The following is a 14302-nucleotide window of genomic DNA, read 5'->3' on the forward strand; positions in this document are numbered from 1 at the left end:
TTTAGGAACGATCGGCAATGGCTGAATACGTATATACCATGTCGCGGGTGAGCAAAATTGTGCCACCTAAGCGTCAAATTCTTAAAGACATCTCTCTAAGCTTCTTCCCTGGTGCAAAAATCGGTGTTCTAGGTCTGAACGGTGCGGGTAAATCTACGCTGCTACGTATCATGGCGGGTATCGATACCGATATCGATGGTGAAGCACGCCCACAACCGGGCCTAAACGTAGGTTACCTACCGCAGGAGCCTGTTCTGGACGAGTCAAAAACCGTTCGTGAAATCGTTGAAGAAGCTGTTGCAGATGTTGCTGGCGCACTTAAGCGCTTGGATGCGGTATATGCAGCGTATGCAGAACCAGATGCCGATTTTGATGCTCTAGCAAAAGAACAGGGTGAACTAGAAGCGCTAATTCAAGCGAAAGATGGTCACAACCTAGACAACGCGCTAGAACGTGCTGCTGATGCACTTCGTCTTCCTGAATGGGATCAAAAAATCCAACACCTATCCGGTGGTGAGCGTCGCCGTGTGGCTATCTGTCGTCTTCTTCTAGAAAAACCAGACATGCTACTGCTCGACGAACCAACCAACCACTTGGATGCTGAGTCTGTTGCATGGCTAGAACGCTTCCTAGTTGATTACACTGGTACTGTAGTTGCAATTACCCACGACCGTTACTTCCTAGATAACGCAGCGGGTTGGATCCTAGAACTTGACCGTGGTGAAGGTATTCCATGGGAAGGTAACTACACCTCTTGGCTAGAGCAAAAAGATGCGCGTCTACAACAAGAAGCGTCGCAAGAAAAAGCTCGTCAAAAGACCATCGAGAAAGAACTTGAATGGGTTCGTCAAAACCCTAAAGGTCGCCAAGCGAAATCTAAAGCACGTATGGCGCGCTTTGAAGAGCTACAAAACACTGACCACCAAAAACGTAACGAAACTAACGAGCTGTTCATCCCGCCAGGTGAGCGTCTAGGTGATAAAGTTATCGAAGTGAACAACCTGACTAAGTCATTCGACGGTCGCGTTCTTATCGATGATCTATCATTCAGCATGCCTAAAGGTGCCATCGTGGGTATCATCGGTGCCAACGGTGCGGGTAAATCAACCCTATTCAAGATGCTAAGCGGTACTGAACAACCTGATTCGGGTACGATTGAACTGGGTGACACTGTGAAACTGGCTTCTGTTGAGCAGTTCCGTGATTCAATGAACGATAAAAACACGGTATTCCAAGAGATCTCAGAAGGCGCTGACATCATCAAGATCAACAACTTCGAAATCCCTGCACGTGCTTACTGTTCTCGCTTTAACTTCAAAGGCTCAGATCAACAGAAAGTTATCGGCGAGCTTTCTGGTGGTGAGCGTAACCGTGTGCACCTTGCTAAGCTGCTTAAAGCCGGCGGTAACGTACTACTACTCGATGAGCCAACCAACGACCTTGACGTTGAAACACTACGTGCACTTGAAGAAGCGCTGCTTGAGTTCCCTGGTTGTGCCATGGTTATCTCGCACGACCGTTGGTTCCTAGACCGTATCGCAACGCACATCATCGACTACCGCGATGAAGGCCAAGTTAACTTCTACGAAGGTAACTACAACGAGTATATGGAATGGCTGAAGAAGACGCTTGGTCCTGAAGCCGCTGAACCACACCGTATCAAATACAAGCGCGTATCGAAGTAATTTCGTTTATAAGATGAGTGTGTGGTATATCACCTTACACTCACCTTTGCTTGTAATTCGTACAAAGGTCGCTATCATAGCGGCCTTTGTTGTATGTGTTGCATAAATGGCTCAGATTGGCATTTTTTCAATTAAGAGCTTGACCTTTAGCAATCGTAACTCTGTGCTACCTCGACATTTTAAGAACAACAATTGAACAATTTTTGTTCTATTTGATATAGTCATCGACAGATTCGACGACTATATGAGAAAGCTCTATGACGGAGAGACGACGCTTTTCACGCATCATCTACCAAGTTTCTGCTTTAGTGGAACAAAATGACTTGGCACTACAAGCCACGATTCAAGATCTCTCATTACATGGTTTATTGTTAAGAGCTGAAAATGCAAACTCACTTGAGTCGTCACTACCGGTAGAAGTCGCATTCTCGTTCGCTCAATCAGAACAGGTGATGCAGTTAACCGCTGATATCATCGCTGTTGCAAGTAACGAGATCCGGCTGAAGATCATCAACATAGACATCGACAGTATTAGCCAATTAAAACGATTTATAGAGTTAAACGTAGGCAATAACGAGCTGCTGAATCGAGAGTTAGAATACCTTTCTGATTTGGGGGAAGAATAAATTGAACGCCTGCTTTAGTAACAATAACTATGTCTAAAAAAATCATCATGCAGATCCCAACAAAAGATGGGAATCAGCAATTTTATGTGGGTCGCCTTTCGATCCTTGCAGTATGTGTGTCAGTCATCGCTTTGCCTGCCGTCGTTGGTAGCGCTTGGTATTTGAATCAACAACAAACATACAATCAAGAGATGCTAAACCAAACCATCGCAAAGCTGGAAGGTGAAAAAGCGGAGATCACGGCACTGTATGAAGAACAACTTGATACGAACCACTCTCTTTCTCAATCTTTAACTGACAAAAACAATCAGATTCAATTGCTAGGTAAGCGTGTATATGATGTGGAGTCGGTTCTCGGTCTCGCTGACGAAGAGCTTGAAAGCGAAGAGTACAACGTTGCCCTAGAAGAGCGTATTGATGCCGCAGCCATTGATTCAGCAGTGCGCGCAACGATGTTCCGTTTAATTCCAAACGACAGTCCGATGACTTACCAACGTATCTCCTCCCCTTATGGCAGTCGGATTAACCCTATTTCTGGCAAACGTCATGTGCATACAGGCATCGACCTTACATGTAAACGCGGCGAAGAAATCTTAGCCCCAGCGGATGGTGTGGTAGAAACGGTGCGACCAAGTAATCGTGGATACGGTAACTACCTTACGCTCCGTCATTCATTTGGTTTCTCAAGCTCATTCGCTCATCTGAACAAATTCAGCGTGAAAAATGGCCAGTTTGTCAGTAAAGGCGATGTAATAGCGAAATGTGGTAATTCAGGTAACTCGACTGGGCCACACCTTCATTACGAAGTACGCTTTCTTGGGCGTACGCTAAACCCGCGCTACTTAATGGATTGGACACCAGAGAACTTTAACTCCGTGTTCGAGAAAGAAAAGATGGTGAAATGGGGTCCTCTGGTTCAGTTGATCGATAACGTGGTTCGTCTGCAAATCAATCTAACCAATTCGCCATACCGAGATACGAGTATTAGCACGGTATCAAGTGAAGACAACAGTGGTACATCGACCAACTGATTATTTTCAAACAAAAAAGAGCAGCCAATGTGCTGCTCTTTTTGCATCTAAAATAGGGAATTAGCCACGATGGATATTATCGTTCGCTTGCTTAAGTAGATTCTGACTCTCGTTCATGAATTGCTGAGAGTACTCACCAAACCAATCGCTCACTTGCTCGAAGCTTTCAACAAACTCAGCCTTGTCTTTACTGTCTAAAACAGACAAAGCTTCACCAAAGCGTTGGTGGAAACGCTTAATCATATCGATGTTTTCTTGTGATGAAAGAATGATGTCACCGTATAGATTTGGGTCTTGACCAAACAGACGCCCTACCATCGCTAACTCCAAGCGGTAAATTGGCGAGCTCAGCTTTAACAATTGTTCAATGTTAGGGTTTTCTTTGCTTAGGTGCATACCGTAAGCGAAGGAAGTAAAGTGACGTAGCGCCTGAATCAAAGTCATACCATGATCGTGCTCTTGCGCATCGATCTGGCACAAGCTTGCGCCCCAAATACCAAACTGTTGCAGTAGCCATTGGTATTGCTCATTCTCACGACCATCGCAGTACACAATCACCTGTTTCGCTAAGCTTGGCACATCAGGACCAAACATTGGATGGAGACCAACAACCGGGCCAGAGTGTACATTTAACATTGCTTGCAGTGGCTTGGACTTGATAGAAGTCAGATCACAAAGAATGCAATCTTGTGGCAGGTTACCGAGCTTTTCAATCACACCTTCAGTTAAATGGATTGGCACAGTCACGACCACCAGGCCAGCGTCTTTTAAGATTTCGTCAGCGTGCTCCCAGTCTTTACTGCCCAAGACTTTCACTTGGTATCCAGACAGTTTGAACATACGTCCGAACAAACCACCTAACTGGCCATTACCACCAATAATAACGACTGAGCGCAATTCTGGGTTCAAACACTTAAAACCGGAATCTTTCTCGCTGGCATAAGACTCACGCATTGTTCGACGAAGAATGTCTTCTATCAGCTGTGGAGGGATCCCCATTTTTTCAGCTTCAGCTCGTCGTGATGCCAGCATTGCCGCCTCACGATCTGGGGCGTAAATTGGCAAACCGTGTTCGCTTTTTACTTCACCCACTTTCTCTACTAGCGCTAAACGCTGAGAGAGTAGCTCTAGCATTTGCTTGTCGACTGCATCAATCTGATCGCGCAATGCGTTAAGTTCAACTGCCATTGATGTTCCTTAAATAAGTTCCGTTTTAGCCTTTAAGGCGATTCTCTAAGAAAGGCACCAGCTCTTCGTGTGCATGACGTAATAGTGCCTCAGTTGAATCCCAATTGATACACGCGTCGGTAATTGAAACACCGTATTTCATCTCTTCGAGAGTAAGGTCTGAAGATTGATTACCTTCATTAATATGACTTTCAATCATCAGGCCAATGATCGACGTGTTGCCTTCTCGAATCTGGTGAATCACGTCTTCTGCAACTAACGGCTGACGGCGGTAATCTTTACGTGAGTTCGCATGGCTACAATCCACCATCAAGGACGCATCAAGGTTGGACTTCGCCATCTCTTGCTCACACTCAGTAACGGATACTGAGTCGTAATTGGTCTGCTTACCACCACGAAGAATCACATGACCATTCGGGTTGCCTTGCGTAGTCAGAAGCGCTACTTGACCTTCACGGTTAATACCCATGAAACGGTGGCTAGAAGAAGCCGCTTGCATTGCGTTGATCGCCGTTGCCAAACTACCGTCCGTACCATTCTTAAAGCCGATAGGCATTGAGAGACCACTTGCCATCTCACGGTGTGTTTGTGACTCAGTCGTACGAGCGCCGATCGCTGCCCAACTAAAGGTATCTGCCAAGTATTGTGGGCTAATTGGGTCAAGAGCTTCTGTTGCCAGCGGAATATCCATCTCAGCGAGTTCAACCAACAGTTCACGACCAACATGCAGGCCATGTTCAATGTCGAAACTGCCATCTAGGTGTGGGTCATTGATCAAGCCTTTCCAACCAACCGTGGTTCGAGGCTTCTCAAAGTAAACACGCATAACAATATACAGTTGGTCGCTTAGTTGTTCTGAAAGTGCTTTTAAACGCTTGGCGTAATCCTTCGCAGCGTCTACGTCATGGATAGAACATGGTCCACATACAACGAGTAGACGATGATCTTTTTTGTGAATGATATCAGCGATGGTTTGACGAGAATCTTGGATAAAACGACGGGCCTTTTCACTTAGAGGAAGCTTAACTTTTAGCTCCTCAGGCGTGATAAGAACTTGTTCTTCGCAGATGTTAATGTTGCTCAATTCACTTCTTTGCATAACCTTGACCTGTATATTATTTTTTACACCCAACCAATTCCTTGGTGAGACAACTAAGCTTTACGGACAAGATAACAGGCTAAAAAAGAATTACAACCGTACACAATAAAAAACATCAATTGTAAATTTAAGTTTACATTAAAAGAAAAAGCCGAAATGCAGAGCACTTCGGCTTTAAATGGATGTTTTAGAAAGTTTACGTCTCACCCTGAACAAACCATTATTCAGGGGTGAGATGGCTAGCCAACCAATCGCTTCATAGCTTCAGAGGCATCTTTCCACTCTTGCGAACGTTTTAGCTCGCTTAGAGAAAAGCTCTGTTTCTTCAACAAGGCATCAGCGAGAGGAACAGAAGTGATGGGTAGATTATCAAGCACCTCAACTTGCGCATCGCGCTTGTTGCAAACCAGCAGCATATTACAGCCAGCGTTTAATGCTTGTGCGCCACGTTCGGCAGGACCACCCATAATTGCGGCACCTTCCATGGTCAAATCATCAGAGAAGATCAAACCTTTAAAACCAAGTTGCCGGCGCAGGATTTGTTTAAGCCAATACTCAGAGCCGCTAGCAGGTTGGTCATCATAATTTGGGAAAATGACGTGAGCAGGCATCATCGCATCTAAGATACCTGCATCGATTTGCGCTTTGAAGATAGCCATGTCTTGCTCAAAGATATCGCTACGCTCGTCATACGGTGTCTCTAGGTGTGAATCAGCAATCACACCACCATGACCCGGGAAATGTTTGCCCGTCGTCGCCATACCGACACTCTTCATACCCTGCATATAAGCAGTGCTGTGACGCAAAATAGTGTCTAAATCCTCACCAAAAGCACGGCTGCCAATCGCTTTACATTGATGACCTTTATCCAACACTGGCGCGAAGCTTAGGTCGATATCATGAGCAATCAGCTCAGCAGCCATCAACCAACCGCCCATGCGGGCCAGAGCTTCACTGTTTTGGTGTTTGGCGTATTGGTCCGCCGCAGGAATCAATGAAAAGCCTTCACGGAAACGCTGAACGCGTCCGCCCTCTTGGTCAACACCAATCAAAATCGGACGTTTCGCCGCTTCTCGGATTGATTGGGTAAGAGCTTGAAGCTGCTTGCTGTCGTGGTAGTTACGCGTAAATAAAATCAAACCACCAACCGTTGGATGCTCCAAAATTTCTCTGTCTTCTGCAGTCAGTTCATAGCCTGCAACATCAACCCATAACGGTCCCATTTTTTCTCCTCAAAATCGGCTGAATATCTCGTATTCGATGAGGTTATTCGCTTCAGAATTGCTTTACAATAAGTGAATCGAAGAATTGACGGAATTGGCTGTGAATCTTAACAAACTGTATATCGGTGTGATGTCTGGAACCAGTATGGACGGTGTAGATACCGCACTGGTTGAAATTGAAGATAACCGTGTTCGCTTGCTCGCACACGATGATTACCCAATGCCTGCTCATATTAAGCAGACGCTTTTGTCGGTTTGCACTGGGCAAGACACGAATCTAAAAGCCATTGGTAAGCTCGACCACCAACTTGGCCATCTGTTTGCCGATGCGGTTTTACAGCTACTGGATAAATCCGGCTATTCCGCAGAGCAAATCCGAGCCATTGGTAATCATGGTCAAACCGTGTTCCATCAGCCGACTGGCGAACAGCCCTTCACCACCCAACTGGGTGATGCCAACATCATTGCAGTCAAAACTGGCATTGATACCGTGGCAGATTTTCGTCGTAAAGACATGGCGTTAGGTGGCCAAGGTGCACCGCTCGTCCCTGCCTTCCATAAAAGTATTTTTGCCATGCAAGATTCTACCACCGTGGTGCTTAACATCGGTGGAATTGCCAATATCTCGGTACTGCATCCTGACCAAGCAGTGATCGGCTACGATACTGGCCCAGGCAACATGTTGATGGATGCATGGTGTGAACAGCACACAGGACAAGGCTTCGACAAAGACGCGCGATTTGCTCTGCAAGGCAACACCGATGCAACACTACTAACTCAACTCTTAGCAGAGCCTTACCTCGCCATGTCGGCGCCTAAGAGCACTGGTCGAGAGCTGTTCAATATCGATTGGCTGCATCATCAGTTAGCCAACCACAATATCTCAGCACAAGATGTACAACGCACGCTGTGTGAATACTCGGCGAAGACCATTGCAAACGAAGTGGAGAAATTCACGTATGGTCAGCAGCCACAGCTGTTGGTGTGTGGCGGAGGGGCGAGAAACCCTCTACTGATGCAACGTTTAGCGGAACTTCTGCCGCAGTGGCAAGTCGCAACAACGGATGATAAAGGTGTCGATGGCGATTACATGGAAGCCATGGCGTTTGCTTGGCTTGCTCAGCGACATATTGACGGGCTGCCGAGCAACTTACCTGAAGTGACTGGTGCGAGCCGTCTTGCTTCGCTGGGTGTGCTCTATCCTAAAAACTAAATGCGTTGTGCCAGACACAGCGACAAAATAAATCGAAATCAGTATTCAAAAGGCTTAAACCACTATGACAAATGACGCGCTTATTGCTGCTCTTGCCCACCTAGTATCAGAAGGTCGTAACCCAGATACGATGGACATCGATTTACTGCCCTCTCTAGACATTGTTCAGCGACTTAATCAGCAAGATAAGCTCGTACCACTTGCGGTTGAGAAGGTTTTACCCGAAATCGCACTCGCGGTGGATAAGATCACCGACGCGTTTAAAGTCGGCGGTCGTCTGGTTTATATGGGCGCTGGCACCAGTGGCCGTTTAGGTGTGCTTGATGCATCGGAATGTCCGCCAACATTTGGCGTATCTGACAAGATGGTGGTCGGTCTGATTGCAGGTGGCCCAGAGGCGATTCTAAAAGCAAAAGAAGGTGCGGAAGATTCGCCGGCTTTAGGTGAGCAAGACCTAAAAGATATCAAATTCACAAATCTCGATGTGGTCGTGGGCATCGCTGCAAGTGGCCGAACGCCTTATGTCATTGGTGGTTTGGAGTACGCCAACGAGATCGGTGCAACCACGATTGCACTATCTTGTAATCCAGATTCTCCAATCGCCGACATTGCCGACGTCGCAATTAGCCCTGTTGTAGGCCCTGAAGCATTGACTGGCTCAACACGTTTGAAATCAGGTACGGCGCAGAAACTGGTCCTGAACATGCTGACTACTGCCAGCATGATCCGTTTGGGTAAGAGTTATCAAAACTTAATGGTCGATGTGAAAGCAACCAACAATAAGCTCGTTGCACGCGCCGCACGTATTGTGATGCAAGCGACCGATTGCAGCAAAGAACAAGCTACCGACGTACTTAAACAAACTGGTTATGAGGTGAAACTGGCGATCTTAATGATCCTGACCGATCTTGATATTGAATCTGCTCGTGCTCACCTGCACCACCAAGACGGCTTCTTACGCAAAGCAGTGGAAAACCACCAGCCTAAATAAATCTCGAGTCCCGTAGTTCAAATCTGTCGATAGAAGACAAACAAAAAGGAGACCTCGTGGTCTCCTTTTTTGTTTTAGATATCAAGATTTAGTCTTCATACAACCATTCATCAAACTCTTGGTTAAGCTTGTCATTTGCTTTACTCTTGATGTGATCAGGGTTCGTTATGTTCTTAACGTTCTCTACTTTATTGGTGTACTTGCGAGTGGTTTGGTTTACTTCTCGCTTCACTTGGTTCTCGACATAAGTACCGTCAGTGACTTCTTTAATATTACGCTTGGTATTGTTGATGGTATTGGTAATACGATGCTTATCGTGATCGTATTTACGCTTCATCTTAATCGACTCTTTCAACACGTTGGTCGCACCGACCGTTAAGGGCAACAATGCTAATGCGACCAAAAAATACTTCTTCATGTTTTCATTTCACTTCTGATTGAATCTCAAGCCATAAGTACAGCAAAGCAATAAAATTCAAATGTCAGAAGATCAACAAGCAAAACCACAGTCTTGATTATGAAACAGATCTAGTTGCTGTATTCGTTCCAGCCACGTTGCCATTCCATACGGAATTTTTGTGCCCCAGGCGTTCCCTCACATACACCTTCATAATACTGACCAGATAAGCCCATTTGGTAAGCAAAATCAGGATTACAATATTCCGTCACCCCTTCAAGGTAACCTTGGTCATAATCGCCTTGCTTTACATTTCCTAACGAGCGAAGTTCTTTCATGGTACGAGAGGTATGCCCAGCGACACCATCTTGATAACCGATCTGGTACCAATCTCCGGACTGCGCCAGTTCTTCCGTTGTTGCCGCACACCCTGCTAGTAAAGCCAGCGCCAAGCCTAACGTTGCCTTTTTCATCATTCTTCCTTAACTAATTGTTTTCAAAACAAGCTTACCACTAAAGCCTGTGCTTTGCCGCTTATCTGTTGATTTCACCACTTAACTCTCGAACTCGCCGCTCACCCTTGATAACCACCGCTTAATCGTTGATAGAACCGCTCAGTCCTAAGCACGACCACTAGGCAAACGATAAAACCACTTAACCGTTATATCGACCACTCGCTTCTCTATTCGACCACTCACCCATAGAGCGAATGCGCTTAACAAAAGAGATGAATACCATACATCCTGAGCTTAAAAAATTACCCTACCTAACAAACCAAGGACAATTGCTATGATGTGGTTTCTAACCTGTGTCGCAGCCCTCATCGGCGGATACTTCATCTACGGTGCTTTCGTTGAGAAGATTTTCGGCATCAATGAGAATCGTCAAACGCCAGCTCATACTAAGACGGACGGCGTTGACTACGTTCCAATGTCAACCAAACGTGTTTACCTTGTTCAGCTTCTGAACATCGCAGGTGTTGGTCCTATCTTTGGCCCAATCATGGGTGCCCTATACGGTCCTGCTGCAATGCTTTGGATTGTTGTTGGCTGTATCTTCGCAGGTGCGGTACACGATTACTTCTCAGGCATGCTTTCTGTTCGTAACGGCGGTGCATCAGTACCAACAATTACGGGTCGCTACCTAGGCAATGGCGCAAAACACTTTATGAACATCTTTGCCATTGTCCTATTGCTTCTTGTTGGTGTGGTATTCGTGTCAGCGCCAGCAGGCATGATCACAAACCTAATCAACGACCAAACTAGCTTTAGCGTAAGCATGACAACCATGGTTGTGTTGATTTTCGCTTACTACATCATCGCGACAATTGTTCCTGTAGACAAAATCATCGGTCGCTTCTACCCATTGTTTGGCGCGCTACTGATCTTCATGTCTGTAGGTCTAATGACTGCTATTGCTTTCTCTAGCGAACACACTGTGATGGGTGACTTCCAAGTAAGCGACATGCTGACTAACTTGAACCCGAACGATATGCCTCTATGGCCTGCACTATTCATCACTATCGCATGTGGTGCTATCTCTGGCTTCCACGCGACTCAGTCTCCACTGATGGCGCGTTGTATGGAAAATGAGAAGAACGGTCGCTTCGTATTCTACGGTGCAATGATTGGTGAAGGCGTTATCGCGCTAATCTGGTGTGCTATCGCTCTGTCTTTCTTCGGCACGCTTGATGGCCTTGCAGAAGCAGTGAAAAACGGTGGCCCTGGTAACGTGGTATACAGCGCTTCATTCGGTCTACTGGGTGTATTCGGTGGTGTGATTGCCTTCCTTGGTGTTGTTATTCTGCCAATCACATCGGGTGACACCGCATTCCGCTCAAGCCGCCTGATTCTTGCTGAATACTTCGGTATGGAACAGAAAACACTACGTAACCGTCTTCTAATGGCTCTACCACTGTTCGTTATCGGTGGCATTCTGACTCAAGTAGACTTCGGTATTATCTGGCGCTACTTCGGTTTCGCAAACCAAACAACAGCAGTAATGATGCTTTGGACTGCGTCGGCTTACCTACTACGTCACAACAAACTGCATTGGATTACGACTATCCCAGCAGTCTTCATGACAACCGTGTGTGTCACTTTCATTTTGAACAACAGCACGCTAGGCTTCGGTCTACCAATGCAAATCTCGACAATCTCTGGCATTTTGTTCGCTCTTGCTGCAGCGGCTTACGTTATCAAAATCTCGAAAGGCAAAGGCGAAACAGATCTTGCAGATGAAAATAAACCAGACACTGTCTCAGAAACGGCGTAATGAAATCCTTCGCTTGCTAACCGATTCATTATCAATATCTGGATAACGCTAAGAGCCTGCCTATCGCAGGCTCTTTTTCTTTCTCTTTAAAGAATGAATTCACTTACAATAACAACATCATGTCTAGGTTAGGTTCGCTATGGAACTGATCATCTCCCTTTTGCAACAAATGTGTGTTTACTTAGTGCTGGCTTATATGCTGAGTAAAACGCCAATCATTCTTCCCCTACTGAGCATTTCTTCTCGCTTAAGTCACCGACTCATTTGTTATGTGCTTTTCTCTGGTTTTTGTATCCTAGGCACCTACTTCGGTTTACAGATCAACGACGCGATAGCAAACACGCGTGCAATTGGTGCCGTGATGGGAGGACTGTTTGGCGGTCCTGTTGTCGGTTTTGCGGTGGGCTTAACTGGGGGGATTCATCGTTATACTTTAGGCGGTTTTACCGACTTAGCTTGTGCGATTTCCACAACAGCAGAAGGGCTCATTGGGGGGCTACTCCACGTTTACCTCATTAAGCGTAACAAAGGGGCAATGCTGTTTAACCCGAGCGTAGTATTCAGCATTACTTTTGTTGCAGAAATCGTTCAGATGGTGCTGCTGCTTGCTGTCGCCAAACCATTCAACCAAGCCTATGAACTTGTTTCAGCGATTGCTGCCCCAATGATCATCGCTAACTCCGTTGGTGCCGCTCTGTTTATGAGTATTCTGCAAGATCGTAAAACCATTTTTGAAAAGTACTCGGCCACCTTTTCCCGCCGAGCATTAAGCATTGCCGACCGCTCAGTTGGTATTCTCAGCACCGGATTTAACAGCGAAAATGCCGATAAGATCGCCCGCATCATTTATGAAGAAACCAAAGTAGGCGCAGTCGCCATTACTGACCAAGAGAAGATTCTGGCTTTCGTTGGCATCGGCGATGATCATCATAGGCCAAATACTCCAATCTCATCGCAGAGTACGCTCGACTCAATGGAGAAGAACGACATCATCTACCTTGATGGCAGTGAGCGCCCTTACCAATGTTCATTAGCACAAGACTGTAAACTGGGCTCCGCACTGATAATCCCACTACGAGCAGGAAAAGAAGTGGTGGGCACCATTAAGCTTTACGAACCAAAACGTAAGCTGTTCTCGACGGCAAATATGTCAATGGCAGAAGGCATTGCTCAGCTTCTTTCGAGTCAAATTCTTTATGGCGATTACCAACAGCAACAAACGTTATTAGCTCAGGCAGAAATCAAACTACTGCACGCGCAAGTGAACCCACATTTCTTGTTCAACGCGCTAAACACCATCAGTGCGATTACGCGTCGTGATCCAGATAAAGCACGAGAACTGATCCAAAACTTGTCGCACTTCTTCCGTAGTAACTTAAAACAGAACATCAATACCGTGACGCTGAAAGAAGAATTAGCACATGTGAATTCCTACTTATCGATCGAAAAAGCACGCTTTACTGATCGCCTAGAAGTTGAGATTGATATTGAACCTGAACTGCTGGATATCAAGTTACCAAGCTTTACGCTGCAACCTTTGGTCGAAAATGCAATCAAACACGGTATCTCGACTATGTTGGAAGGCGGCAAAGTAAAAATCTATAGCCAACCTCATGCACAAGGGTACCTTATTACCGTGGAAGACAATGCTGGCAGCTATGAATCACCAAAAGAGAATCATTCTGGTTTGGGGATGGAAATTGTCGATAAGCGCCTCTCTAATCAATTTGGACGTGATTCAGCGCTAAAAATTAACTATCAACAACACCAATTTACTAAAATGAGTTTTATCATTCCCTCCTCGCGATAAGCGCAATAAAAACGCATAAAAAGGTAATGTTGGATGTTAACCGCCCTCGTCATTGATGATGAACAGTTTGCTCGTGAAGAGCTGGCAGAGCTATTGGACGAAACAGGCCAAATTGAAGTAATAGGCGATGCATCAAACGCCATTATGGGCCTTAAGAAGATCAATGAGCTCAAGCCCGATGTGGTGTTCCTTGATATCCAAATGCCCCAAGTGACAGGAATAGAACTGCTTGGCATGCTCGACCCAGAAACCATGCCTTATGTTGTGTTCGTGACTGCGTATGACCAGTATGCGATTCAAGCTTTTGAGGACAATGCGTTCGACTATCTATTAAAACCGGTTGATCCATGCCGCTTAACAAAGACGGTGAAACGCTTAAATAAAGTCGTTAGCCAATCAGCTTTGACGCAACAAATCTCCAGCATTGCTCCTGATAGCCTTGATCAAATCCCATGCATTGGCCACAACCGCATTGTGATCATGGCAACCGAGACAGTTGAGTCTGCTTACAGCGATATTAGCGGTGTGCATGTGCGTTCCACCAGCCAAACAGCCAGTACACAGTTAACGTTGAAAACCTTGGAAGAAAAAACGCCACTGGTGCGTTGTCATCGCCAGTATCTGGTGAGTATCAAAGCCATCAGCGAGATTAGATTATTGGAAAACGGCCTAGCTGAAATCATCACCAAAACAGGCTTTGAGATCCCAGTGAGCCGCCGTTACTTAAAGGTGCTCAAAGAACTTCTAGGCATCAGTCACTAAGCT

13 protein-coding genes are annotated in these 14302 nt (G+C 45.9%); 8 read left to right on the top strand and 5 right to left on the bottom strand.

Features of this window, described 5'->3' with window-relative positions:
* The first annotated feature begins 17 nt into the window (after positions 1-17).
* The 3 genes from ettA to C1S73_RS07950 all read left to right on the top strand — a co-directional run bounded on the left by ettA (position 18) and on the right by C1S73_RS07950 (position 3342).
* Complete coding sequence (gene ettA, locus C1S73_RS07940) at positions 18-1685, top strand: energy-dependent translational throttle protein EttA (RefSeq protein WP_038866420.1); 1668 nt, start codon at positions 18-20, stop codon at positions 1683-1685.
* Positions 1686-1942: 257 nt separating this feature from the next.
* Positions 1943-2311, top strand: coding sequence for a PilZ domain-containing protein (locus C1S73_RS07945; protein WP_038866418.1), 369 nt, complete (start codon positions 1943-1945; stop codon positions 2309-2311).
* 29 nt (positions 2312-2340) lie between these two features.
* Positions 2341-3342 (top strand): M23 family metallopeptidase, encoded by a 1002-nt coding sequence (locus tag C1S73_RS07950; protein ID WP_038866415.1) that lies wholly within the window; start codon positions 2341-2343, stop codon positions 3340-3342.
* Between the two features lie 60 nt (positions 3343-3402).
* On the opposite strand, the gene tyrA is transcribed toward C1S73_RS07950, so the two are convergent.
* From tyrA to nagZ, 3 genes are all read right to left on the bottom strand, one after another.
* Positions 3403-4530 (bottom strand): bifunctional chorismate mutase/prephenate dehydrogenase, encoded by a 1128-nt coding sequence (gene tyrA, locus C1S73_RS07955; protein ID WP_038866413.1) that lies wholly within the window; start codon positions 4528-4530, stop codon positions 3403-3405.
* A gap of 25 nt (positions 4531-4555) precedes the next feature.
* Entirely contained in the window at positions 4556-5629 is a 1074-nt protein-coding gene (locus C1S73_RS07960) for a 3-deoxy-7-phosphoheptulonate synthase (RefSeq protein ID WP_038866412.1), read from the bottom strand.
* Positions 5630-5868: 239 nt separating this feature from the next.
* Positions 5869-6852, bottom strand: coding sequence for a beta-N-acetylhexosaminidase (gene nagZ, locus C1S73_RS07965; RefSeq protein ID WP_038866410.1), 984 nt, complete (start codon positions 6850-6852; stop codon positions 5869-5871).
* Positions 6853-6952: 100 nt separating this feature from the next.
* Between nagZ and C1S73_RS07970 the strand changes: the two genes are divergently transcribed.
* A complete protein-coding gene (locus C1S73_RS07970; protein WP_038866407.1) occupies positions 6953-8065 on the top strand; it encodes an anhydro-N-acetylmuramic acid kinase in 1113 nt (370 codons plus the stop codon).
* A 64-nt stretch (positions 8066-8129) separates the two neighbouring features.
* On the top strand, positions 8130-9056 hold the full coding sequence (gene murQ, locus C1S73_RS07975) for an N-acetylmuramic acid 6-phosphate etherase (RefSeq protein ID WP_005440589.1): 927 nt from the start codon (positions 8130-8132) through the stop codon (positions 9054-9056).
* Positions 9057-9144: 88 nt separating this feature from the next.
* Here murQ and C1S73_RS07980 read toward each other — a convergent pair whose 3' ends face one another.
* Together C1S73_RS07980 and C1S73_RS07985 are read right to left on the bottom strand one after the other, a co-directional pair.
* Positions 9145-9474 (bottom strand): hypothetical protein, encoded by a 330-nt coding sequence (locus C1S73_RS07980; protein WP_038866404.1) that lies wholly within the window; start codon positions 9472-9474, stop codon positions 9145-9147.
* A 110-nt stretch (positions 9475-9584) separates the two neighbouring features.
* Entirely contained in the window at positions 9585-9926 is a 342-nt protein-coding gene (locus C1S73_RS07985) for a DUF2799 domain-containing protein (protein ID WP_009707688.1), read from the bottom strand.
* A gap of 316 nt (positions 9927-10242) precedes the next feature.
* Between C1S73_RS07985 and C1S73_RS07990 the strand changes: the two genes are divergently transcribed.
* The 3 genes from C1S73_RS07990 (at position 10243) to btsR (ending at position 14299) form a co-directional block, all read left to right on the top strand.
* The gene (locus tag C1S73_RS07990; RefSeq protein ID WP_038866401.1) at positions 10243-11727 is read left to right on the top strand and encodes a carbon starvation CstA family protein; all 1485 of its coding nucleotides are present in this window, start codon (positions 10243-10245) and stop codon (positions 11725-11727) included.
* Between the two features lie 139 nt (positions 11728-11866).
* Positions 11867-13537: a sensor histidine kinase gene (locus tag C1S73_RS07995; RefSeq protein ID WP_038866399.1), complete on the top strand. Its 1671-nt coding sequence runs from the start codon at positions 11867-11869 to the stop codon at positions 13535-13537.
* Between the two features lie 33 nt (positions 13538-13570).
* Positions 13571-14299 (top strand): two-component system response regulator BtsR, encoded by a 729-nt coding sequence (btsR, locus tag C1S73_RS08000; protein ID WP_038866398.1) that lies wholly within the window; start codon positions 13571-13573, stop codon positions 14297-14299.
* Positions 14300-14302: the final 3 nt, after the last annotated feature.

Source organism: Vibrio jasicida 090810c (assembly GCF_002887615.1).
Classification (GTDB): domain Bacteria; phylum Pseudomonadota; class Gammaproteobacteria; order Enterobacterales; family Vibrionaceae; genus Vibrio; species Vibrio jasicida.